This window comes from Devosia sp. T2-14 (assembly GCF_055397495.1).
Genome location: NZ_AP027921.1, coordinates 575138 through 598475, shown reverse-complemented (window position 1 = coordinate 598475; position 23338 = coordinate 575138). Strand labels below are relative to the sequence as shown.

General features: G+C 61.6%; 27 protein-coding genes. 21 read left to right on the top strand and 6 right to left on the bottom strand.

The window, feature by feature from the left end; genetic code table 11:
• Positions 1–166: 166 nt before the first annotated feature.
• The 15 genes from ACZ5WT_RS02895 to ACZ5WT_RS02825 all read left to right on the top strand — a co-directional run bounded on the left by ACZ5WT_RS02895 (position 167) and on the right by ACZ5WT_RS02825 (position 16062).
• Positions 167–586, top strand: a complete 420-nt coding sequence (locus ACZ5WT_RS02895) for a hypothetical protein (protein ID WP_464285890.1) — start codon at positions 167–169, stop codon at positions 584–586.
• A complete protein-coding gene (locus tag ACZ5WT_RS02890; protein ID WP_464285889.1) occupies positions 561–2141 on the top strand; it encodes a hypothetical protein in 1581 nt (526 codons plus the stop codon). The genes ACZ5WT_RS02895 and ACZ5WT_RS02890 overlap by 26 nt, the downstream gene beginning before the upstream one ends.
• Positions 2138–4129, top strand: coding sequence for a portal protein (locus tag ACZ5WT_RS02885; RefSeq protein ID WP_464285888.1), 1992 nt, complete (start codon positions 2138–2140; stop codon positions 4127–4129). The genes ACZ5WT_RS02890 and ACZ5WT_RS02885 overlap by 4 nt, the downstream gene beginning before the upstream one ends.
• A gap of 75 nt (positions 4130–4204) precedes the next feature.
• On the top strand, positions 4205–5014 hold the full coding sequence (locus tag ACZ5WT_RS02880; RefSeq protein WP_464285887.1) for a hypothetical protein: 810 nt from the start codon (positions 4205–4207) through the stop codon (positions 5012–5014).
• A gap of 12 nt (positions 5015–5026) precedes the next feature.
• Complete coding sequence (locus ACZ5WT_RS02875) at positions 5027–6259, top strand: P22 phage major capsid protein family protein (protein WP_464285886.1); 1233 nt, start codon at positions 5027–5029, stop codon at positions 6257–6259.
• 70 nt (positions 6260–6329) lie between these two features.
• The gene (locus tag ACZ5WT_RS02870) at positions 6330–6758 is read left to right on the top strand and encodes a hypothetical protein (protein ID WP_464285885.1); all 429 of its coding nucleotides are present in this window, start codon (positions 6330–6332) and stop codon (positions 6756–6758) included.
• A complete protein-coding gene (locus ACZ5WT_RS02865) occupies positions 6752–8125 on the top strand; it encodes a hypothetical protein (RefSeq protein WP_464285884.1) in 1374 nt (457 codons plus the stop codon). Before ACZ5WT_RS02870 ends, ACZ5WT_RS02865 begins: the two co-directional genes overlap by 7 nt.
• Complete coding sequence (locus ACZ5WT_RS02860) at positions 8118–8765, top strand: hypothetical protein (protein ID WP_464285883.1); 648 nt, start codon at positions 8118–8120, stop codon at positions 8763–8765. Before ACZ5WT_RS02865 ends, ACZ5WT_RS02860 begins: the two co-directional genes overlap by 8 nt.
• 400 nt (positions 8766–9165) lie before the next feature.
• Positions 9166–9591 carry a GNAT family N-acetyltransferase gene (locus tag ACZ5WT_RS02855; protein WP_464285882.1) on the top strand — a complete coding sequence of 142 codons (426 nt, stop codon included), beginning with the start codon at positions 9166–9168 and terminating at the stop codon, positions 9589–9591.
• The gene (locus ACZ5WT_RS02850; protein WP_464285881.1) at positions 9591–10268 is read left to right on the top strand and encodes a hypothetical protein; all 678 of its coding nucleotides are present in this window, start codon (positions 9591–9593) and stop codon (positions 10266–10268) included. Before ACZ5WT_RS02855 ends, ACZ5WT_RS02850 begins: the two co-directional genes overlap by 1 nt.
• Positions 10268–11377 (top strand): hypothetical protein, encoded by a 1110-nt coding sequence (locus tag ACZ5WT_RS02845; protein WP_464285880.1) that lies wholly within the window; start codon positions 10268–10270, stop codon positions 11375–11377. The genes ACZ5WT_RS02850 and ACZ5WT_RS02845 overlap by 1 nt, the downstream gene beginning before the upstream one ends.
• On the top strand, positions 11374–13215 hold the full coding sequence (locus ACZ5WT_RS02840; protein ID WP_464285879.1) for a hypothetical protein: 1842 nt from the start codon (positions 11374–11376) through the stop codon (positions 13213–13215). Before ACZ5WT_RS02845 ends, ACZ5WT_RS02840 begins: the two co-directional genes overlap by 4 nt.
• 11 nt (positions 13216–13226) lie before the next feature.
• Positions 13227–13421 carry a hypothetical protein gene (locus ACZ5WT_RS02835; protein WP_464285878.1) on the top strand — a complete coding sequence of 65 codons (195 nt, stop codon included), beginning with the start codon at positions 13227–13229 and terminating at the stop codon, positions 13419–13421.
• Between the two features lie 68 nt (positions 13422–13489).
• The gene (locus tag ACZ5WT_RS02830) at positions 13490–14089 is read left to right on the top strand and encodes a hypothetical protein (RefSeq protein WP_464285877.1); all 600 of its coding nucleotides are present in this window, start codon (positions 13490–13492) and stop codon (positions 14087–14089) included.
• Positions 14090–14265: 176 nt separating this feature from the next.
• Complete coding sequence (locus tag ACZ5WT_RS02825; protein ID WP_464285876.1) at positions 14266–16062, top strand: hypothetical protein; 1797 nt, start codon at positions 14266–14268, stop codon at positions 16060–16062.
• Between the two features lie 9 nt (positions 16063–16071).
• Here ACZ5WT_RS02825 and ACZ5WT_RS02820 read toward each other — a convergent pair whose 3' ends face one another.
• On the bottom strand, positions 16072–16749 hold the full coding sequence (locus tag ACZ5WT_RS02820) for an acetyltransferase (protein ID WP_464285875.1): 678 nt from the start codon (positions 16747–16749) through the stop codon (positions 16072–16074).
• Positions 16750–16795: 46 nt separating this feature from the next.
• Here ACZ5WT_RS02820 and ACZ5WT_RS02815 point away from each other — a divergent pair, with 46 nt between their 5' ends.
• The gene (locus ACZ5WT_RS02815; protein WP_464285874.1) at positions 16796–17239 is read left to right on the top strand and encodes a MaoC family dehydratase; all 444 of its coding nucleotides are present in this window, start codon (positions 16796–16798) and stop codon (positions 17237–17239) included.
• 100 nt (positions 17240–17339) lie between these two features.
• Positions 17340–18593 (top strand): hypothetical protein, encoded by a 1254-nt coding sequence (locus ACZ5WT_RS02810; protein ID WP_464285873.1) that lies wholly within the window; start codon positions 17340–17342, stop codon positions 18591–18593.
• A gap of 229 nt (positions 18594–18822) precedes the next feature.
• On the opposite strand, the gene ACZ5WT_RS02805 is transcribed toward ACZ5WT_RS02810, so the two are convergent.
• The gene (locus ACZ5WT_RS02805) at positions 18823–19086 is read right to left on the bottom strand and encodes a hypothetical protein (RefSeq protein WP_464285872.1); all 264 of its coding nucleotides are present in this window, start codon (positions 19084–19086) and stop codon (positions 18823–18825) included.
• A gap of 40 nt (positions 19087–19126) precedes the next feature.
• The gene (locus ACZ5WT_RS02800) at positions 19127–19306 is read right to left on the bottom strand and encodes a hypothetical protein (protein ID WP_464285871.1); all 180 of its coding nucleotides are present in this window, start codon (positions 19304–19306) and stop codon (positions 19127–19129) included.
• Positions 19307–19362: 56 nt separating this feature from the next.
• Between ACZ5WT_RS02800 and ACZ5WT_RS02795 the strand changes: the two genes are divergently transcribed.
• Genes ACZ5WT_RS02795 through ACZ5WT_RS02785 form a run of 3 tightly spaced genes read left to right on the top strand, consistent with a single transcriptional unit; the run spans position 19363 to position 20706 of the window.
• Positions 19363–20031, top strand: a complete 669-nt coding sequence (locus ACZ5WT_RS02795) for a lysozyme (RefSeq protein ID WP_464287142.1) — start codon at positions 19363–19365, stop codon at positions 20029–20031.
• Positions 20028–20312, top strand: a complete 285-nt coding sequence (locus ACZ5WT_RS02790) for a hypothetical protein (RefSeq protein WP_464285870.1) — start codon at positions 20028–20030, stop codon at positions 20310–20312. Before ACZ5WT_RS02795 ends, ACZ5WT_RS02790 begins: the two co-directional genes overlap by 4 nt.
• Positions 20313–20316: 4 nt before the next feature.
• Entirely contained in the window at positions 20317–20706 is a 390-nt protein-coding gene (locus ACZ5WT_RS02785; protein WP_464285869.1) for a hypothetical protein, read from the top strand.
• 424 nt (positions 20707–21130) lie between these two features.
• Here ACZ5WT_RS02785 and ACZ5WT_RS02780 read toward each other — a convergent pair whose 3' ends face one another.
• Genes ACZ5WT_RS02780 through ACZ5WT_RS02770 form a run of 3 tightly spaced genes read right to left on the bottom strand, consistent with a single transcriptional unit; the run spans position 21131 to position 21916 of the window.
• Positions 21131–21346: a hypothetical protein gene (locus ACZ5WT_RS02780; protein ID WP_464285868.1), complete on the bottom strand. Its 216-nt coding sequence runs from the start codon at positions 21344–21346 to the stop codon at positions 21131–21133.
• A 2-nt stretch (positions 21347–21348) separates the two neighbouring features.
• A complete protein-coding gene (locus ACZ5WT_RS02775; RefSeq protein WP_464285867.1) occupies positions 21349–21633 on the bottom strand; it encodes a hypothetical protein in 285 nt (94 codons plus the stop codon).
• Positions 21634–21643: 10 nt separating this feature from the next.
• Positions 21644–21916 (bottom strand): hypothetical protein, encoded by a 273-nt coding sequence (locus ACZ5WT_RS02770; protein ID WP_464285866.1) that lies wholly within the window; start codon positions 21914–21916, stop codon positions 21644–21646.
• Positions 21917–22138: 222 nt separating this feature from the next.
• Between ACZ5WT_RS02770 and ACZ5WT_RS02765 the strand changes: the two genes are divergently transcribed.
• Positions 22139–23320, top strand: coding sequence for a phosphoserine transaminase (locus tag ACZ5WT_RS02765; RefSeq protein WP_464285865.1), 1182 nt, complete (start codon positions 22139–22141; stop codon positions 23318–23320).
• Positions 23321–23338 lie beyond the last annotated feature (18 nt).

Genomic DNA, 23338 nt, shown 5'->3' with positions numbered 1-23338 from the left:
ATTTGCCAATGACCCGCATTCTTCGCCGCCTCGCAGCGCTGGTGCTGCCAACCGTCACCCATCCAGACGGGCAGACCTTCGTCCGCATCCGTGATCATTGGATGCCCGTGTAATGGCCGAGCTTCCAGTTCCCGGCCCCGGTCGGGATAGCGAGTACGATCCCAGCATGAATGACCAAGCGCGCAAGCTCGCGCTACTGGGCATGACCAATGAGGAAATGGCCGAGTTCTTCGGCGTCCATGTCAGCACGTTTTATCGCTGGCAGGCCGACAACTCCGCTTTTCGCGAGGCAGTGAATGCCGGCAAGGTCGCAGCGGACGCCAACGTTGCTGACAGCTTCTACAAGCGGGCAACCGGCGAACACGTCCAGATCGAAAAGGTGGTGAAGCGCCCCAATGGCGAGCACGAGGTTATCAAGCTGATGACCTTCATCCCCGGCGATGCCAGCGCTGCCCTCAATTGGCTCAAAAACCGTCAGCCGGGTCGCTGGCGCGACATGAAGGCGGTTGAGTTGAGCGGTTCACTCACCCTGTCTCATGAGGATGCGCTCGACGCACTCGATGATGCCCCCGCAGCAACTGAGTGAACGCGAGAAGGCTATTCGGCGCCGGCTGCGCGACGACTATCCGCACTACAGCGGCAAGGCCCTCAAAATTAGATCCAAGAGCGGCGCAATCGAGCCGTTCATGCTTAATCAGGCGCAGCTCTACTTGCACGGCAGGCTGGAGGCGCAGCGCGAGGCGACCGGCAAGGTTCGGGCGCTCGTGCTTAAAGGGCGGCAGCAGGGGATCTCGACTTACATCGGCGGGCGCTTCTATCACCGCACCTCGCACAACAAGGGTCTGCGTTGCTTCATTCTCACACATGAGGCCGAGGCGACTGACAACCTATTCGGGATGGTGGAGCGCTACCACGAGCATTGCCCGGCACTGGTCAAGCCATCGACCGGCGCGGCGAATGCCAAGGAGCTGTTCTTTGACCGCCTCGAAAGCGGATACAAGGTTGGCACGGCAGGCTCAAAGGCAGTAGGGCGCTCCCAAACCGTCCAGCTCTTCCACGGCTCTGAGGTGGCATTCTGGCCGAACGCACCAACGCATTTCGCCGGCGTCGTCCAGGCCATACCGGATTTGCCCGGAACCGAGATCATCCTAGAGAGCACCGCCAACGGTGTAGGGGGCGAGTTCCACGAGCGCTGGCAGCAGGCAGAGGCGGGCATTGGCGACTATATTGCCGTGTTCATCCCCTGGTTCTGGCAGGACGAGTACCGACGCCCGGCCGCTGGCTTCGTAGCTGACGCCGAGGAGGCCGAATACCAAGCCGCCTACGGCCTCGATGATGAACAAATGGCATGGCGCCGCGCCAAACTGGCGGAACTCAAGGACCCGCTACTGTTCAAGCAGGAATACCCTGCGACCGCGGCCGAAGCCTTCCAGATGACCGGCCATGACAGCTTCATCAAGCCAGAGGGCGTCATGGCCGCTCGCAAGGCCGAGCTGGACGCCATCGGGCCGCTGATCATCGGCGCAGACCCGGCGCGCTTCGGCAATGACCGGTTCTCGCTGGCTTGGCGCAAGGGCCGAAAGGTCCAGAAGCTTCAGAGCAAGGGCAAGATCGATGTGGTGGCCGGTGCGAACTGGCTAAAGCAGGTGATCGATAACGACAAACCCGCCCGCGTCTTTATCGACGTTGGCGGCGTCGGCGCTGGTGTCTATGACCTCTTGAAGTCGTGGGGCTATGCTTGGGAGTACGGCGCGACTGACCCTCGCAAGGTGGTGGTGCCCATCGACTTCTCTGGCACCCCGCAGCAGTCCATCATGATCCTGCCGAGCGGCGAGGAACGTCCAGGACCCTTTAACCGCCGGGCAGAAATGTGGATGCGGTCGCGCGACTGGCTCGGTGAGCCGGGCGGCGCAGACATCCCCGACAATGACAGCCTGCAGGCCGACGCCTGCGCACCCGGCTACCACTACAATTCGAACAGCTATCTCCTGATCGAAAGCAAAGAATCCATGCGCAAGCGCGGCATGCGTTCCCCAGACGAGTGGGACGCCGTTGCACTGACCTTTGCGGAGCCGGTGAACGAAAACACCCCAGCTCTCGATCTGAATGCAGGACTAGGCGGAGGCTCAGCTTGGGCATGACCAAACTAGAACACGCCGAAATCCTCGAGCTATTCAACGAGGACTGGAAGGCCGACGAGGCCAACCGAGACGCGAGCTACGACGATCTCCGCTTCCTCGCTGGCGACCAGTGGGACGAGCGCGCCCGCGCCGAACGAGAGGCTGCTCGCCGGCCAATGGTTACGATTAACCGCGTGGGCCAGTTCGTCCGTCAGGTGACCGGCGACATGCGCCTCAACCCCACCTCGATCAACGTGCTGCCGGTCGATGATGAGGGCGACATCGAGAAGGCCGAAATCTTCGAAGGCCTGATCCGCCAGATCGAATACGCCTCCGGCGCCACGCAGGCCTATGCCCACGCGTTTGAGTGCTCGGCTGGCATCGGTATCGGCCATTTCCGCATCAACACCCGCTATGCGCAAGACAGCGTGAGCGACCAGGAGATTGTCGTCGAGCGCATCATCAACCCGCTGGCCGTGGTCTGGGACAGTGCCGCGGTCACGATCGACCGCTCGGATGCCCTGCATTGCTTCGTCACCGAGCTGATGCCGCGCCGCGTGTTCAAGAAGCGCTATCCCAAGGCCAGCGAAACGGACTTCCCGCACTTCGATCAGGGCTCATCGCTGTTCTGGCGCACGGATGACAGTATTCGCGTGGCCGAGTTTTGGCATAAGGAGCCGTACGACCGCACGCTCGCCCTGATGCTGGATGGCTCGACCGTCGATATCACCGATGTTCGCAAGGCTGACCGCAAGTTCCTGCCCATCCAGCAGGAGCGCACCTTCACCGACTACCGGATCAAGCAGTACATCGTATCGGGCTCTGAGATCCTGTCGGGCCCGAACGACTGGGCCGGGAAGCACATTCCCATCGTCCCCGCCATCGGCACCGAAATTCCGTTGGATGAGAGCATCGTTCGCCATGGGCTCATTCGCTGGCTCAAGGATCCGCAGCGGATGTACAACTACTACCGCTCCAGCCAGTCGGAGCTTATCGGGCAGCAGCCGCGCGCTCCATTCTTCGCCACCCCAACGATGGTCAAGGGCTGGGAAAAAGAATGGAACACCATGAACACAAGCCCGCGTCAGTGGGTTCCGTTCAACCCGGATCCGTTGGTCCCAGGTGGCCCGAAACGAGAGCCTCCTCCCCAAGCCAGCACTGCGCTTTGGCAGGAAGCCCAGATCGCCAACGAAGACATGAAGGCCACCACGGGCATTTACGACGCCTCGCTCGGCGCCAAGTCGAACGAAACCAGCGGCCGCGCCATACTTGCTCGCCAGCGTGAAGGCGACGTCGGCTCGTTCCACTACTTCGACAACTTCAAAGCGGCCATCAAGCGGGCAGGGGACATCATGGTCGACCTGATCCCGCGCATTTACGACGCGCCGCGCACCGTGCGCATTATCGGCAAGGAAGAAGCCGAGCCTGAATATGCGCAGGTCAACCAGCCGGCGTTCGATACCGAGCAGTATGTCGAGACAGTCCTCAATGACCTGTCGGTCGGCCGCTTCGATGTCCGTGTCACGGCCGGGCCATCGTTCTCCACCCAGCGCGAAGAAGCCCGCGAGAGCATGATGGCCGCCACTCAGGCGAACCCCGCTCTGTGGCAGGTTGCTGGCGATCTCATCGTCAAGGCAATGGACTGGCCCGGTGCCAAGGAAATCGCGGAACGTCTCAAGCGCACCATCCCGCCGCAGATCACTGGCGACGAGGAAGCGCTCCAAGCGCAGCAGCCGCAGCCCGATCCGATGCAGGAAGCCATGGCCCGCCTGGCAACCGAGGCCGAGGAAGCCAAGATCGAGAAGGACAAGTCGGCCGCCATGCTCAACGTCGCCAAGGCCGAGCAGATTGGCGTCGAAACCCAACTTGCACCAGTCAAGGTCGAGATCGAGGCCGACAACGCGGCCCATGCTCACCAGCACCAGGACAACACCTTGCTTCTGAGCGCGGCCAAGACCGCCACAGACGCCGAGTTTAGAGCCGCGCAGCCACAACAGCCGCAGTTCTAGCCCCCCATCGTCGCAGCATTCCGCTGTTGATGCGCCGCTATCCGCAAGGGTGGCGGCTCTTTGTTGGAGCCTACCATGACCACCGAGCCGAACGCCCTTGCCGCCGCAGCGGTCGAGGATACGACGCCTGTTGCCGTCGAAAATGCAGCAGCTACGCCAGCGCCCGAAGGCGAAATTCCGGGCGATGAAGTCGACCCCGCCGCCCTTGATACGGCGAAAGCCGATGATCAGGGCGAAAAGGACGGCGAAGGCGAGAAGGGCAAGAAGCCCAATCGCAAACCGGCCAGCGAGCGCATCGCTGAGCTGACCCGCGCCCGCAATGATGCGGAACGGCGCGCCCAGGCTGCTGAAAAGCGGCTTGCATCCCTTGAAGCCCCGGCGCCCAAGCGTGCCGACTACAAGGACCCCGACGAATTCGAAGCCGACCGCGCGAAATGGGCAGCGAAAGCAGCCCGTGGAGACGAGGCCAAACACGAGGCAACCACTGCCCGCGCCGAAGCCGAAACGGCCGCCGCCGAGAAGTGGAATGCCTCCCGTGAAGATGCCGAAACCCGCTATCCCGACTTCGGTCAGGTCATCAGCGCAGTTCCGGGCGACGTCTTCACCCCCGCCGTCGCCAATGCCCTGCTCGAATCCGACATGGCGGCAGACGTGGCCTATGTGCTCGCCAAAGACCTCCCGCGCGCTCGTCAGTTCGCGGCAATGACGCCGCACCAGCAGGGACGTGAAATCGGCCGTATCGAGGCCGAACTCGCGCCCAAACCCCGCAAAATCAGTTCAGCACCGCCCCCGGTGGAAACTCTTGGGACGAAGGGCGCAGGCGCGAAGCCTGATCCCTCGAAGATGTCCTACGACGAATACCGGGCCGCGATGGTGGACAAGTAAGGAACAGCCAACATGGCAAACGTCCACGTAACTACCAGTCTGGTGCTGCGAGACACGCTCGCGCACCTTGAGAACGATCTCGTTCTCGGCAACCTCGTCTCGACTGACTATTCGAAGGAATTCGCCAAGGTCGGCGATACGGTCATGGCCCGCAAGCCCGTCCGGTTCCAGGGCCAGTCCGATAACCTCGATGTCACGAACTACAACGAGGACATCATCGAAGGCAAAACCCCCGTCACGCTGAAGAAGACCGAGACCATCAAGTTCTCGATCGATCCGAAGGACCGGGTTCTGTCCGTCGAAAAGATGCGCGAGCGCTATATTGAGCCCGCTGTCATCAAGCTCAAGGATCGCATCGAATCCGCCATCGCGAGCCTCTACTCCGACGTCTACTGGTTCGAAGGGACCCCCGGCACTCTGCCGGCGACCTTCAAGTCTCTCGGCGCGCCGGGTGCGACGATGACCTACGCGGCCATCCCGCAGAGCGGCCGCAAGGCCGTCCACAACCCTGATACCTCGCTTGAGCTGGCTGATGGTCTCAAGAACGTCTACGTCCAGGGCACGGCCAAGACGGCCTTTGAAGAAGCCAAGATCGGCCGTTATGCCGGTTTCGACAACTTCACCAGCGTGCATATTCCCCGCCACACCACTGGCAACTGGGGCGGCACGCCGAAGGTGAACGGCGCGAACCAGAACGTCACGTATCTGTCCGTCAAGGACACCTGGCAGCAGAGCCTGATCACTGACGGCTGGACGGCCAGCACCACTGGCGTTCTCAAGAAGGGCGACATCTTCACGATTGCCGGCGTCTACGCGGTCAACCCGATCTCGAAGGAAAGCACCGGTCGCCTGCAGACGTTCGTCGTGAAGGCCGACGCCAACTCCGGCGCCACCACCGGACCGGCAACGCTCACCATCAGCCCGCCGATCATCGCTGATGGTGCGTACCAGACTGTCACCGCGGTCCCGGCCGACGACGCCGATATCACGGTGAAGAGCGGCACCAAGCAGACCGCTTACCCGCAGTCCCTGCTGTTCCATCCGAGCGCCTTCACTCTGGTGACCCGCCCGCTGGAAATCCCTTCTGGCGAAGGCCTGGCCACCGAGACCATGAGCGGCAACAAGGTGTCTCTGTCGATCTCCAAGTGGGTGGATGGCAATACCCTCAAGGAAAACTGCCGCCTCGATATGCTGTTCGATGTGGTCGCGGTCTACCCGCACATGGCGATGCGCCTCACCGGCTAATCCGCAACCTCAGCGTTACCAGACATGTGCCGGGAGCCTCGCGCCCCCGGCATTTTCATGTGAGGGCAGCATGGCCACAGTCCAAGAGATCATTGTCCAGGCGCGCGAGCGGGCAGGCATCAATGCCGCCGAGGAGCCGCTTGAAGCTGCCGACGCAGGCACCATGCACGGCGCCCTCAAGGCCATGCTCGGCCAGTGGGTGCTTGAGCGCTCGATCCAGAGCTATGCGGCTGACGATCTGGCCCAGCCGCTCACCATCACCATTTTCAGCGGAACGGTGCTTGAGGGCGAAATCGTCTCGGCAGTTTCGGCAAATCTTGCGCTCCGCATGCCGTCTCTGTTCGGCACCGAATTGAGCCCAGACGTGGCGATTGATGCCGCCGCGGGCAAGACAGCCATCGTCAACCTGCACGTCCAGGCGCAGCAGGAGCCCAGCGGCTATGATCTGGCGCTGACCAGGCTTCCCGGTCGCCGTCGCTTCGGAGCTATCGGATGGTAATCCGGCGCGGGCTCGAAATCCCGTTCTCCATGCAGTCCGGCGAAAGCGCGGTACTGCAAAACAGCCGAGAAAACCTGATCAACATGTTCGTTGAGGCGGAGACCTCCGGCCGCCGCCGTGTCATCCGCCGGCAGCGCCGCGCCGTCGACAACTACCGCGACTTTGTCGGCGTAAAGCGCTGCATCGAGAAGAACGGCACCACCTATTACCTGGTCATCGGCAACAAGTTCTACACGATGGTGGGCACCGCTATGACCGAGCGCGGCACGCTGGATACGTCTGTGACCCGCTGCACGATGGTGTTTGACGACAATGGCGAAGTGGCGATCTCGGACGGCACCAAACTCTACCATTGGGACGGCACGACCTTCACCAGGCCGACAACCGAAAGCACGGTTGGGCACCTGACTTTCCTCGGGGGCAGGGCGGTCTATTCCGAGCCCGGCACTGGTCGGTTCTGGTGGTCTGGCCCCAACGATATGCAGTCGTGGGATGGGCTCGATTTCGCGACTGCCGAGGGCAAGCCGGATGTGCTGGTGCGGGTCTATGAGAACCTGAAAGAGCTTTGGCTGTTCGGGTCTGAAACCACCGAGATTTGGGTACTGAGCGGCAGCGTCGATAGCGCGTTCGTGCCCAACACGGTCATGCAGCGCGGGTGCGCCGCCCCTCTCTCTGTGGTGTCCGAGGACAATAGCCTGATCTGGCTGGGCGACGATCTGATCGTCTATCGCGCCGACGGGTATCGCCCCATGCGGATTTCTACCCATAGCGTCGAACGCAAGATTGCGACGTTGCCCCGGGACGCCGTGAAGGCCTGCGAGGCGTTCTCCTACACCGACGAGGGGCACAAGTTCGTTACGCTGCGCTTCCCCGGATATCTGTCGCTGCAATGCAACCTGTCAACCGGCCTGTGGAACGAGGCCCGCACCTTCGGGCTGGACGATTGGGACTTACTCGGTTCGCAGTATTCCACCTGCGACCTCTATCTGACCATCTGGGGCGTGGCACAGCTTGTGCGCGGCCTCAACACCGACAACGGCGATATTCTGGAGCGCGTGGCCATATCTGCGCCGATCACCGAGGGCTCTCGGAAGGTCAACCTGCGCAAGTTCTTCCTCGACTGTGAGGTGGGTCGCGCCGCAGTCGATCAGCCCGATCCAATGGTCATGTTGCGACTGGCGCCGGATGGTGAAACCTTCGGCAATGAGCGCGCCCGGTCGCTAGGAAAGATTGGCGAATTCGGCCGGCGCGCGACGTGGCGCAACCTCGGCTTGGGGCGCAAGCCTGCGGTCATGGTGTCGTGCACCGATGACGTCGACTTCTCGATCCTGGGCGCCGATGTCGACGGGGATCTGGTCAATGGCTGAGGTCAAGAAGAAGAAGTACCACGTCAGCCCCACCATGCGATGGGCGGACGGCGACGGCCGGCTGACTGGCGAAGGCTTCCGGCTCATGAAGGCGATTGCCGAGCTGGTCGAGGCCGTCACAATCGAAGACGGCGAGGTCACTGCAGACAAGATCCAGGTGGACAGCTTGGAGGCCATCTCGGCCGTGCTGGGCAACGTCATCATCGACGGCAATCTTGTGGTGAACGGAACCATCACCACCGGCAAGGTGGCGCTGAATGCCATTTCGGAGATCACTGTTGGCGTTCAGGCTGGCAGCGGGGCGCCCAACGGGGCACCTCTCATAACCATAGCTGTCCCCGTCACGGCGACGAGCACAACCGGCGTCATTCTGACCTTCACGGCGGTCCAGGGGCTTCCTTCGGTCAACGCCGCAAACTTTGGTAGCTACGACCTCCGGCTCACCAGAAACGGCATCGTCATCGCAACTTCTGGCGCCATCTACTACGACGACAATTTCGCATCCAACATGGCCATCCAGTTTGTCGACCCGACGCCTGGGACAAACCCCACTTACGCCATCCTTGCCACGACGCTGGTGGGGCCGGGCGTCTTCTCGATCTATGGCGGGGTTCTCAACGGAGCATTGTTCAAGCGATGATGCACCATTTCGCAATATACGATGCAGCCACGGGGGCAGTGCGGCGCACGGGCAGCAGCACCAACCGCCGACAGCGGGTGCTTGAGCGGCGCGCGTTGCGGCCTGGGGAGGCAATCTACTGCCTCGGGCCAATCGATGCTGAGACGACATATCTTCCGGGCGGCGTTGCCACTCCGAAGCCTGTCGAGATTCCCGTCATCGACCCGCGCGAGGTCAAACAGTGGGCTGGGCGCATCCTGGCCTACACTGATTGGGTCGATATCAGGTCTATCAACGGGGAACCGCCATCTCCCGAGATGGCAGCGTATCGGCAGGCGGTCCGTGACCGTTCCGGGGAGATCGAGGGGATGGACCCGATACCGGCGGATTTCCGCGATCCGAAGTATTGGCCCGTCGAGCCATGACGGTTCGCACAGCTACGGTCGAGGACATCCCCGCTCTGGTTGAGATGGGGGCGAAGTTCCACGCCATGAGTCCGCACAGCTTCATGGGCGAATACGATCCGGCCGGCATCGCCCGGATGCTGCGGTTCATGATCGACAGCCCGCAGGCGGTGCTGCTCACGAATGGCGAAGGGCTGATCGGCGGGACATACGCACCGGTCTACTTCGCGCCGTCCACCTGGATGGTCGAAGAAAACTTCTGGTGGGCAGGGCGCGACGGGTTCGCATTGCTCGATGCCATGCTCGAGCACGCCAAGGGCTTCGGCGCGTCGTTCTGCCTCCTCTCCACCCTCGAAAATGACCGCTCCAAGGCCATCGGCCGCCTGCTCAAGGGCAAGGGCTTCCGCCTCATGGAGAGCCGCTACATCAAGGAGCTCGTATAATGGCAATCGGCACGACAATGGCCATTCTCGGCGCCGCGGCGATCGGTGGCGCAGCCTCGCTTGCCGCCGGGGCGATGGGCGCAAACGCTGCCAACCAGGCGGCCCAGACGCAGGCGCAGGCGGCCGACAAGGCGCTGTCCCTGCAGGAGCAGCAGTACAACCAGTCCCGCCAAGACAGCATGCCATGGATGACGGCCGGCAAGACTGCGCTCGATGCCTACATGGGCGAGCTGGGGCTGTCCGATGCAGCTAAGGCTGGGACCTTCCAATCCGGGTTCAAGGAAACCCCCGGCTACCAGTTCCAGATGGATCAGGGCCGCGAGGGCGTCCAGAACTCGCTGGCCGCGCTCGGCATGAAAAACAGCGGGGCAGGGCTCAAGGCCATCACCAAATACAGCCAGGGCGTGGCTGACCAGACCTACAACAACTATCTCGACCGCCTTTCGGCAGCTTCGACCGGCGGGCAAGCAACCGTCGCCAACCAGAATGCGCTTGGTCAGAACGCCGTCGCGCAGATGGGCCAGACCATTCAGGACAAGGGCGCGGCCACGGCCTCCGGCTATGTTGGCGGGGCCAATGCTTGGGGCAATGCCCTTTCGAACCTCTCAAAGCAGGCCGGTTTCGGCCTTGGCATGGCGTCCAACAATTTCGGTAACGGCTGGAGCTTCGCACGGTAATGGCAATTCAACCGATGGCCCTTGCGGTCCAGAACCCCGAAATCAACGCCGTACAGGCCATGTCCGAGGGCGTGAACGCTCGCCAGCAAATGGAGAGCAACAACCTCACCCTCGCCAAGCAGAGCCTGCAGAATATCGGCTCCATGGCGTTCGGCGTGATGGGCGGCAAGATCGACGGTCAGGCCGACCCGCAGATGTGGGAGCAGTCGCTCGACATGCTGGCCGGGTCGGGCATGAACGTCGATGCATTCCGTGGGCGGCCTGACCTAGCGCCTATCGTAGCTCGGGCCTCAGTGGATACGCTGGGGCAGCTCAACCTTGCGCAGAACGAGCGGGAGCTTGAACAGCGTCTGCAGGAATTCGCGTTCAAGGTCAGCGAGGCGGCCAAGGGGCCGAAAACGTCGCTTAATCTGTCGTACGGGCAAGATGCGCAGGGCAACGTTGTGCCGCTTCAAACCCGCGACGACGGTACCATGGTGCAGAGCCAGTTGCCCGAGGGCGTCACCCTGGCCACGAAGTCGGACAAGATCGACCTCGGCACGCATTGGGGCATCCTCGACCCACTCACACGGCAAGTTGTGGATCGCGTTCCCAAGGAGAATTTCCAGGAGGCGTACGATACCGCTTCTGGCACCGCCAGGGGTAAGGCCGATGTCGAAAACACTATGGGCGCTCCGGCGGCTGTCGCCTCGGCCGAAAATTCCCTGGCGATGATCGACGCCGTGATTAACGATCCCAATCTTGAGCAGGCCATCGGGCTTGGCGGCATTCTGCCGGCCATCCCCGGCACGCCACAGGCGGGCGTTGTGGCTCGCATTGAGCAGCTGCAAGGTTCGGCCTTCCTGCAGGCGTTCGAAAGCCTCAAGGGGGGCGGCCAGATCACCGAGGTGGAAGGCAAGAAGGCCACCGACGCAATTGCGCGCCTCAGCCGCGTTCAGAACAAGGCCGATTTCGTGGCCGCGCTAAACGACCTAAAATCCGTCATCGCACTTGGGCTAGAGCGGGCGCGGTCCCAACAGTCGGCGCCCGCATCAGCGGCGCCTGCGCAGGCCGCCCCTGCATCCCCGACACGACTTGTCTGGAACCCCGACACAGGTGAACTCGAATGATCGAAGTCCAGCTTCCTGATGGTTCGATCGCTGAATTCCCTGACGGCACTGCGCCTGACGTGATGAAGGCGGCAATCCAGAAGCGGTTCCCGGTTCAAGCGCCGGCCGATGCCGCGCCGATGGGGGCCGCCACTGCGCCGGCAGCGCAAGACCCATACCTTGCGGATCTGCCGGTCCCCGGCGGCGGGCCGGGGTATGTCGAGCCCGGCCCGATGGCTGTCCCAACGCCTACGCCATTCAACGAGACCGCATTCGCGCAGGGGACGTCCGGCGTAAATGAGGGCATCGCTTCGGTGCTGGGCCTGCCCGTTGATCTTGCGCAAGGCGCGCTTCGTCTTGGCGCCGCAGGTATTAACGCGGCGACGGGCGGCGACATTCAATTACCTGTAAACGCCATCGGCGGAAGTCAGTCCATCAAGGACCTTATGGCACCCTCGATCCGGCCGACGAGCGAGGACCCGGGAAACCAGGTCATTCGCCGCATTGGGCAAGAGGTGGGGGCCACGCTTGTCCCCGGGGCAAGTATTGTCGCCAAATCGGCCACCCCAATCCGCTCGGCAGTCGGGCAGGCAGCAACCGCGCTCGGCTCGGGTGCGGCGGCTGGCGCCGTGCAGCAGGTCACGGACAACCCATACGCCGAAATCGCTGCCCAGATCTTGGGAGGCCTTTCGGTCGCTGGCGCAGCTCAGGCGGGGAAGAAGGCCATTACGCCAAACCCGATTTCGGCAGAAAAGCAGGCGGTGAATGACGTGCTTGCTCGCGAAGGCGTGGAGTTGTCGCCCGGGCAAATGACGGGTAGTCCAACGCTCCGCAACATGGAGAGCGAGCTGGGCGGCCCCCGCCTATCTGATTTGACCGAAAGGCAGGCGGATCAATTCACCCAGGCCGCCTTGAGCCGTGCAGGCATCAGCGCGCCGCGCGCCACACCCGAAGTCATGGACAATGCCTTCACGTCCATCGGCAAGCAGTTTGATGACTTGGCGGTCCGCAACACGTTGCGCGCCGATCAAACTCTTGGCCAGGAGCTGGGTGGCGTGGTTCGCGACTATTTCTCGATGGTCAACGAGAGTGCTCGGGCGCCTGTTATCGAAAGCACACTGCGCGATATCGCTGCTGCCGTACGGAAGAACGGCGGCACTATCAGCGGTGACGCCTATCAGGCGATGCGCAGCCGTCTGAATGCCCAGGCACGCAAAGCGACCGATGCCTCACTCGGTGACGCCCTGTTTGGCATCCAGCGCTCGCTGGATGACGCTATGGAGCGCTCGATCGCAGCAGCCAACCCAGCCGATCTTGGGGCTTGGCAGCAGGCGCGCAGTGACTACCGCAATTTGCTGGTTTTGGAGCAAGCGGCATCCCGCGCGGGCGAAGCGACAGCAATGGGCGTCATTACCCCCGCGAACCTTCGAAGCGCAGTCTCTCAACAGAACAAGCGCGCCTATGTTCGAGGGCAAGGCGACTTTGCAGAGTTGGCACGCGCTGGCGTGGCTGGGATGTCTCCACTTCCCAACTCTGGGACGGCAGCTCGCCTCGCCGTCCGCGGGATGACATCCGGCCTGCCGGCTACGCTTGGGGCGTTGGCGGGGAACAGCGTGGCCGACACAGCAGGCGCCGTCGCGGGCTTCGCGCTCGGCTCGCAGGCCCCCAATGCGCTCGCGGCTTTGGCGCTGTCTGGCCCAGGTAAGGCCTATCTCACCAATCAGCTGCTGGCGGGGAAAACCAACCTAGCAGAAATGCTGGGTGGCCCAACAGTTGGTGCGGCGTCGAATGCTGTTGCAGCGATGAATAATCGCCCCCCGAATGCTCTTGCTGCATTGCGTGCGAACGCCCTCAACTGATACAAGAGGGTATGGAGAAAAAAGAAGCGAACGCCCTGATCTGGGGTGCATGGGGCGGCATCGTGTGTGCCGTCATCGCCTTTGGCGCGCAAGCGGCAGGGGAGCCGCTGCCGCAGTCGGTATGGGGCGCCGGTATGGGCGGCTTCTTTTGGCTCTGGGTTGTGGCCAATGTGCGCAACTGGTTGGCTAATAGACCGCTCCGCTAAAGACTGAACATCATCGCTGGAAATATCCAAGGCTCGCTTCGGCGGGCCTTTTTCTATGGGAACCCCACATGGCCACAACTATCCCACCCGCCGCGCGGTCGTTTCTTGACGCTCTGGCGGGCCCTGAAAGCGCTGGCGCCTATGACGTGATCTATGGCGGCTCGAAATTCTCGGACTTTGCTGACCACCCGCGCCGGGCAGTGACCATCACCAGCGGGCCGAACAAAGGACAGACGTCGAGCGCAGCCGGGAAATATCAGTTTCTCGGATCGACTTGGGACGATCAGGCAGCGCGCCTCGGGCTCACGGATTTCTCCCCCGCCAACCAGGATGCAGCGGCGTGGAACCTCGCCAGCGAAACCTACAAGGCCAAGACGGGCAGGGAACTTCTTGCGGACCTCGAAGCCGGAGATACCTCCCGCGTGGCGTCGGCGCTGAACGATCAATGGACCTCGCTGCCCGGCGGAATCGAGCAGAGCGGGGCGAGCAAGTTTGCCTCTGGCGCGCCTGCCGCCCCCACCGGCAACGCTCTGGCGCCTGTAAACGCCCTGAGCGCGCTTTCCGCGCCCGCCAGCGCCCAGCCAAACGCCTTGGCCCGCATTCCCTTCATGGCCCCGCCCGAAGTCACCTTCGAGCCCCTGACGCTCCCCACGCGCCGCCGCGCCTGACCAACCCCGTACCGTAGGAGGCTGTCATAGCCATTCTCTTTGATCCCCGTTTTCAGGCTCTGGACGCGAACGGAAACCCTTATGCCGGCGCGCAGCTCTTTTTCTATAGGGCCGGCACTTCGAGCCTTATCCCGATCTATAAGAACTCTAACGCCTCGACGCCGCACACCAATCCGGTGATTGCGAACGCGGCAGGCGCTTTTGCGGCAATCTTCATCGCCAGTGCCAATCCCTTTAAGATCATCCTCAAGACGGCGGCCGGCGTCACGATCGACACTATTGATCAAATCCCGGTGGGTGAGGTGATCGACCTCGAAACGCTGGGGCAGATTGTTGATCAGGCCGAGAGTTCGGCCATGGCCGCAGCCGGCAGCGCAGCCGAGGCGGCAGGCTACGCGGCCGGGCTCAATCTGCCAGCGATTGCGCCAGGTGACGCCGGGAAGCAGCTTGTCGTCAACCCGGCCGAGGCCGGGTACGAACTAGTAGGCCAGCCCGTAGGCGGCATTCCGAGCCGCGCATGGGCGATCGCTAACCTCCATCCAGCCACGGCGCCAGACGGTTTGCGCACGGACGGCTATGCCTCGGCCGGCGACGGCGGTGGGGCCCTTTACAAGAAGGTCGCCAGCGAACCGGCGCACGCCGGCAAGCTCTCGATCACCCTTGCCGATGCTGTGACTGTGGTTTGGTATGAGCTGGCTGAGGCTGAGGCGCGGCCTGAGATGTTCGGCGCTGTCCGCGATGGGGCGACCGATGATGGTCCTGAGATCATCCAGTCCATCGCATACTGCGTTGCCAAGAACGCAACTCTCAGGCTCCTACGCGGGGTCTACAGCACGTCGCTCCAGCTTAATTTTTCGGGCATTGGCCTCGTTTTGGCCGATAACACGACGATCAGCCCGACCTTTGATGAAGGCTCTGCCGTCCAGTACTTGGCGACAGCCGGGAATATCCTATTCGCGCCGAAACTCTTGGGTGGGCTCCTTGTCCACTGGCCTTCTGCTGACTACTCCAAGGAGCGTTGGAGTTTTCTGTTCCAGAACGTCTACCAGGGGGAGTTCCACATCGGCAGTCGCAACGCGACGATTGGAATGTTCCTGTATGGGAACCAGCGCGGCACGGTCTACAACGACTTCCATCTTGGGTTCATGACGGACAACTGCGTTGGCATCTACGGCGCCAGCGCCGATGCGAGTGGCTGGGTCAACATGAACCGCTTCTATGGCGGTTTCTTCACGGGCAATCAGGCGAGCGTGGCCGGTATATACTCTGCCGTGGCGAGCCACATTTACATCAAGAGCACGCCATACGCCAATAACGGGAACATTTTTCTGAACCCATCGCTTGAGTGGATCGGCCCGGATTTCAAGTTGGCGCGCCTGGGCGGCCTGCGGAACACGCTGATCCCGCGTTATTCCGAAATGGACAACCCAGCGGGTACGGCTGCTACGGGGTCTTGGTATGTCGATACAGGACAGCAGAACACGATCGACTGCACCAGCGTCCCGTACGTTGAGGGCTACGACCCAGTGCTAGGGACGGCTAGTCGTGTCGACGCCACGGCCGCAGTCGAGCCCAATGTTGTAGGCCGTCTAGGTTACCACGATATGGGCGCCAGTGGGACGCAGCGTGCTAAGAATAACCACGCGACGCAGGCCGTCTATGATTTGACAAACAAGGGAGCAGGCCCGGCGTTGCGCCTGCGGAACGAAGCATCCGGCGGCAACGCTTCCCTTGAAATTGTGAACACGATCGGCGGCGACGGGGTGAAGATCCCAGCTGCCGGGGCGTGGATCGTCTACAACGGCGCGATGAAGGTGTATTGGTCCAGAGGGATTGCACCAACTACGGGCGCTCACGCCGTTGGGGATCTTGTCTTCAACAGCGCAGCAGCCCCCGGCGGCAATGTGGGTTGGGTTTGCACAACCGCCGGAACGCCGGGAACGTGGAAAACCTTTGGCACCATCAGTGCCTGAAGTGCATGGCTACTCAAGCGTCCTTATCGCGCGAGCTGGGTTTCCTGCGACTAAGGTCTTCGGCGGGACAGGTTTGGTGACGACAGCGCCCATCCCAATGATGGCACCCTCCCCAATCGTCAGGGGGTCGTCGGACGTCCCCTGAATGATGCTTGCATTGGTGCCGACGTAGACATTGTTGCCGATATGGACATTACCATTGCAGTTCACGCGTGGCGCGAAAGTCACGTAGTCGCCTATGACGCAGTCGTGCCCGACGTAGCTATTTAGGTTTGCCTGGAATGAACGGCCGACCTTGATGTTGGATGTAAGGATAACCTGATCGCAGATCACGGAGCCAGGGCCCAACTCTACCTCATCCAAGATGATCGCTGACGGGGCGATCGCTGTGTAAATCGCGAGCCCAGCTTGCGCACATTTAGCTTCCAACTTCGCGCGCACTTCCCCGCTGCCGATACCGATCACAACCTTCCGCGAATGGTGTTCAGAGGAGCAGAGCTCATCAAAGCGGATTACGCCGTAGCCGTTTACCACTTGCTTTCGGTCGGGGCTGTCGTCCACAAACACAATATCCGCCGCCCCTTCCATGGTGTCGGGGAGCATAGCGTCACCGGACAGCCAAATCCTCCGCAAGAGCGGTGCTATTTCTCTGGCAAATCCGCCGGCGCCATAGACTGCATAGGCCATGGATTGTGTTCCTTCACGGTGTTCGAAGCGAGTTCGAGGAAATAGCATGGAAAAGCCGCGCGCATGCAAGACCATTTCGGAAATGGCTGTTGGCGATCGGGTCGAACGAGACTACCGCGTCACTGACGAAGACGTGACGGCATTCGGGAAGATTTCAGGTGACTTCAACCCTGTGCATTTCGACGATGAATACGCGGCTACCACCATTTTTGGGCGCAGAATTGCGCACGGGGTGATCTCACTCGCGAAATTCTCAGGGATTTTCGGCATGGATATGCCCGGGCTAGGGACGCTTTGGCTATCGCAGACGGTGTCGTTCATCAAACCCGTTTTCATCGGGGAGCCCTATAAAGCAATTGCGGAAGTGGTCGCGCTCGACCGGAGACGCGCCACCATCGCCACTTGGGTGGAGGATGCGTCGGGATCGAGAGTCCTGGAAGGGCAGGGAATAGTAATACCGATCACTCCGCAGGCCAAAGCGCGAGTTTAGCGCGGTCTAGAAAGCGGTCCCTGCGCGTAGCGGCTGGTGACAACTGAATGGGCGCGTGCCATTTGGTGGGCCGTGTCGGGCGAGCGGAATCAACGTCAGTATGAAGTTATTTGGTGATTGGCATCAGCCGGAACGCGTGGTGGCAGCCTGCCTGTTCGTCCCCTTTGTCTTGCTTAACCCGCTTCTGTTGTTGCTGCACGGGTACATCTGGACATCTGAAGGAGGCCTCTCAAGCGCTGTCCTCGTGTATGCCATGAAGCTAGCCCCTTTAGCGTATCTCATGGGGGCCAGCCTTTTCTTGGGGCCTAAGCGCGTACTCAAGGCTCTCCGATCCAGGATCGCTATTGTCGGTGTCGTCTTTCTTCTGCTGGGTCTGGCGAGCCCCTTTGTATACCAATCCCAGCCAAGTCTATTTTATTATGCTGCTGACGCTGCCGGTATGGGCGCAACCTTCGCGTACTTCCTTGTAACGAAGGAGCTTTTTAGAACCGCAGACACCAATCGGCTGCGGTCTGTGATCTTTCGCGTAATGGTGGCCGGGGCGGCCGCGACTTCGGCAGTCATCCTTGGACTGTATTTTTGGTCTGGCGGGAACAAGGTAAGCATCCCGCCTGACATTCACTACGGGATAGCGCTCGCCATCGTCCTATATCTTACTGCTGCGCGCGCTAGCGTTGTTTTGGCGCCCCTCGTGATCATTGCGGGCGTGGGCGCTTCCCAGTTCCGGATGAACATCATAGTGGCCGTGCTTGCGACCGGAGCAGCCTGGTTCTGGACCCTCATATTCGACAGAAGCCAAATGAGGTGGGGGACCATCGGGAAGACAGCGTTGCTGGTCTTGGTGTTGGCAGGCTTGTTCTCACAGCCGCTTCTGAGCACATTTGGCCGTTTCGGGAGCTTCGTTTGGAGCCCCTCGCAAGCGATTGTGGAAATCGAGACCGAAGGCGGGTTGCCGGTAGACCAGCGCTATTTGGAATCCTACTTGGTGTTCCAAGAAATGAAGCAACAGCCTGCGTCCTTCCTCACTGGCAAGGGTTTTGGAGCGACTTTCGATACGGCAGAGGTCCTCAAGGGGCACGGTGCCAGAGAGCACTCGATACACAACTCCATCGCCGCGCTTTTCCTGCGTAACGGTATTTTCGGGGTGCTGCTCTTTTTGCTCCCCGCCATCTTGGCGGTTAGAACGATATTCTGTGGGGATCGGGGGCTTTATGTCGCGTCCATCGGACTGCTTGTAATCTACGCAGCCTGCATGACTGACCAATATGTGTATTGGGGTGGTTACTACGGCATTGCGTTGGCCGTCTGGTACTGCTCATGGAGAGCCAAGCCTGAGGAGCAATCCGCGACGTAAGGCCTAAGATCAGGGTGTTTCAGCCTTCGCCGTTGAGGTTCGTCACTACGTGAAGAACCATACAAGGGCGAGGGCTACAGCCAACACAACCAGGCCGAGTTCGACTGTTCGAATTAGTTTCAATATTGCAATGCCTAATTTGTAAAAGCGTCGGTTCCTCGCGCGCCTACCGCAACTGAACCAGACTTAAACTCGGATAAAGGCAAAACCCGTTAGCGGCAATAGTGCTCTATCGCCCCAGCCAGATGTGGCGCTCGTTCGGGAGAATGTACCAATCATCATCCGCCCAGGTGCCGGGGCGGATGGCCGCGCGACGAATGCGGACGGCGGCACGCGCGATTGCGTTCTCTTCTGGGCTCAGATCGTCGCACGCGATGGCTTCGTTCTCTTCCAGGTAGTTCAAAAACTCATCCACAGACGAAAATCGCGGAGGTTTGGGCTTCCTCTCAGGGAAGAACGAACCAATCAGAAAAGCAATTCCGGAAAGCAGCATATTTGATCAATACTGTCGTAGCGGAAGTATTGCAACCGTGTCACCCCGGCCAGTTGTTCCCCTTCTCGTGCTTCTCAAACGGCATGTACTCAATGGCTCCGGTAATGTGCTGGCCCCACACCTGGATAGTCACCTGATCCCCATCCGGTGACACGCGCGTGACCTTCGCCCTGATGATCAGGGTGTCATCGTCGCGCACCTCGATTTTCTTCCTCGGCATTTGCCCCTCCCGCTTTCGCCCGAGGGTAACGACCACCCACACATAGAGGTTCAATGATGACCCGATCCGTTAACGCGGAGACGCTTTCGCTCGTCAAACAGTGGGAGGGCTTTCGCGCGGAAGCCTATCCGGATCCCGGCTCTCGCGACGGCACGCCGTGGACGATCGGCTATGGCACCACCAAGATTGGCGGCCAGCCGGTGCGCAAGGGCCAGACCATCACCGAGCCTGAGGCGGGGCGGCTTCTGTCGATCGAGCTGGCCCGAGTTGCGGCCGTGGTCGAAGGCCTCGTTAAGGTCGCGCTGACGGACAATCAGTTCGGCGCCCTGGTCAGCTTCACCTACAACATCGGGGATGATGCCTTCCGACGCTCCACCCTGCTCAATAAGCTGAATGCCGGGGACTATGCAGCCGTGCCGGGCCAGATGGCCCGATGGGTCCACAACGACGGCAGCAAGATGGATGGCCTTGTGAACCGGCGGGCCGCCGAGGCCGGGCTGTGGGCGCGCGGCGCGCACGTCTCGTCCAACAATGTCGGCGCGAAGCCCGGCGGCGAGCCCATCGTGACCAAAGAGAACGTGGCCTGGGCCTCGGGCATCCTCGCCACCCTCGGCGCGCTCTTTGCCGGCACCGGCCCAGTCCAGTGGGCGCTGGCCTTTGTCATCGTCGGCGGCTTCGGCATCGGCGCATTCCTGTTCATTCAGTCCCGTGTGAGGCCGTCATGATCGATTGGGTTTGGTCGTTTCTGTGGGGCATGATCCCCACTTGGGTATGGGTGGTGATCGCTGGGGTCCTCCTCGGTGCGGCCTGGCGCACGTTCGGCTGGCAAGGCGTCATCGGTGGCCTACTGGCGCTCCTGACGCTCGGCGCCTACCGGCAGGGCTGGCGCGACAGGGACGCCAGCAAGCCGCCTCTGGTGCCGTTCGAGGACTATGAGCGCGGCATAGTGGAGGAAGCCCCGCGAAAGCGCCGACGCACCCTCATGGACATCATCAACGGGAAGTAGCCCAGTGGCCGGTGACAGCACCCTCTTGCTCAAAATGATGGAGCAGCTTCGTGACGATTTCCAAGAGGAGAGGGAAGCATCCCGACAAAGCCGGGCGCGGCTCCATGAGCGCATGGACGCCATGGCCGATGACGTCGGCGCCATCAAAGGCGATATCCGGATCCTCGGTGAGGTAGACGGACAGGTGAGGGGTGAAGTGCAGGGGCTCAAGGATAGCCTGGGCGCCCATCAGTCGGACGTCGAGCCAACGATTGAGGCTTGGCGCGACCTGCTCAAGACCGGCAAGCGGATCTCGTGGGTGTTCGGCATTGCCGGCATATCCACCATTGGCGGCCTGATCGCCGCGGTGACCGGGGCTTGGGAATGGCTCGCCAAGTTGGTGCTTCGGCAATGAGCGATCACGTCGTCTGCCCGCACCACGCCGTGCCGCCGAACTGGGACTGGGCACCGTTTCGCGTGGCTGGCCGCCTCACTATCGTGTACCGGTTCCCCTGCTGCGACTTCACGATACAGGTGAACGGCTTGCCAGTGCCGGGAATCCATCTACCCTTGCCGGAATGCAGTCGTTCACAGTCAACACCCTCCAAGCCCTTATCGACGATGGCTACACGGTAAGGGCCTATTGCAACTCCACCGAGTGCTTACATGGCTCGGAGCTGGACCTTGTGGCGCTGGCCGCGAAGCTTGGGCCGGACTTTGTGCACGTCGGCGATCCCAACCCGCTGGCGGCGCGCCTGCGCTGCGCCAAGTGCGGTGCGAAGGGCGTCGGGCTGATTCTGTCACCATCGTCGACGCCATCGCCTGGGGCGAGCTATCGGTCAGAGGCCTACTAGGGCGCGTCCTGCCGGCGCCAGCTCATAGGCCGGGCCATCGTCCCCGCTGCCATCCTCGATCAGGAATCGCCACTTGGCGAGCTGCCGCAGCTCCGCAGCAATCGGAGCCCATTCCGCATCCACCGGGAGCCCGATGCAGATTCGGCCGTGCTTGTTCACGACGGTGAGGATGTGGAGCTGGTGGTCAGAGAGGCGGCGCATGGTCAGGACTTCATCAAATGTTGGCGGGCGCGACGCTCCCAGTCTGCAAGGTCGCGCTCATATTGATCCTGCACCCATAAAGGAATGGTGGCCGAGCGGCTTTCCATAGGCTGGAAGGGGAAGCGCTCATTGTGTCTAGCGGCAAGCCTTGGCAGCAGATCGCGCATGGCGTCAGGATCCGCCGACGCGGAGACAGCGGCGTTGGCTCGGCCCTGGGCATCCAGCTTTCTCGCGCGGACGCAGAGGTCAAGGGCTTCAGACAACAGTTCGCGGTCAGCCTCGCTCATCTGTCTCTTCCTATCGTGAAGGGGAGGGGGAAAGGCTGAAGGATACAAGCGAGCCGTCAATAGCGAACGCGGTTTCCCCCACCATCTCAATCTGGGTCTTTGTCTTTCCGGATAAGAAGCGCCGCACCTGCACCGGACGCCAGCCGATACGGCTCGCCACTTGATCAATCGAGAGCCCGGAACATGCGAACGCTCGGTTCAACTCTGCCAAGATTGTGAAGCGCGTATATCGACCCACGGCGTCAAGCGTGTCGCGCGGTATCGGTTTCGTTTCGTCTGCCATCGCCTATCTCCTTGCCGGAACGGGTCGTGAATCTCGTATGCCGCTGGTGTGCCAATTCTTCCTGTTCGTTCTCGGCATGTTCCTGTTTGAGCCTACACGAACCTGCATGGCTGATTTTCCAAATCACTTTGTCTCTTGCGGTTTTCCGCGCCTTCCCGTAGTTCTGAAAACAGGACATCTCGCCCTAACGCGAGACGCATAGACCTGGGAGGGTCGCTGAAGATGGCTGATACGCCCCAAACCGCACCGGCGGTAAAACCGGCTAATCCAAATTTTTCGTCGGGCCCATGCTCAAAGCGTCCTGGTTGGACCCTTGAGGTGCTTGCCGACGCGCTGACCGGCCGTTCGCACCGCGCCAAGCCCGCCAAGGCCCGCATCCAGCAGGCCATCGACCTGACGCGCGAGCTGCTCGAAGTTCCGGCAGACTACCGCATCGGCATCGTGCCCGCTTCGGACACCGGCGCTGTCGAAATGTTCCTGTGGAGCGCCCTGGGCGCCCGCGGCGTCGACATGCTCGCCTGGGAATCGTTCGGCGCCGGCTGGGTCACCGACGTGCAGAAGCAGCTCAAGCTCGATGACGTGCGCGTTCTCGATGCGCCCTATGGCGAACTGCCCGACCTGACCCAGGTCGACTTCAAGCGCGACGTGGTCTTCACCTGGAACGGCACCACTTCGGGTGTGCGCGTGCCCAATGCTGACTGGATCCCGGCCGACCGCGAAGGCCTGACCATCTGCGACGCCACTTCGGCCGCCTTTGCGCAGAACCTCGATTTCGCCAAGCTCGACGTGGTGACCTTCTCCTGGCAGAAGGCGCTCGGTGGTGAAGCTGCCCACGGCATCCTGATCCTGTCGCCGCGCGCCGTCGAACGCCTCGAGACCTACAAGTCCGAGCGTCCGCTGCCCAAGATCTTCCGCATGACCAAGGGCGGCAAGCTGATCGAAGGCATCTTCAAGGCCGAGACCATCAATACCGTTTCGATGCTGTGCATCGAAGACGCAGTGGACGCCATGAAGTGGGGCCTCGAAATCGGCGGTCTCAAGGCGATGCAGGCCCGTGCCGACGCCAACTTCAAGGTGCTGAACGACTGGGTCGCCAAGACCGATTGGGTCGATTTCCTCGCCAAGAATGCCGATCAGCGCTCGAACACCTCGGTGTGCCTGTCGATCGTCGATGCCGACATCGCTGCACTGGATGCCGACGGCCAGGCCGCGTTCGCCAAGGCCATCGTGTCCCGCCTCGACAAGCTCGGCGTCGGCTATGACTTCGGCTCCTACAAGGATGCCCCGGCGGGCCTGCGCATCTGGGCCGGTTCGACCATCGAAGCGTCCGATCTCGAAGCGCTGACCCCGTGGCTGGACTGGGCTTTCGCCCAGGAAAAGGCCGCTCTCAAGGCTGCTGCCTAACTTCTGATACCCCCTCCC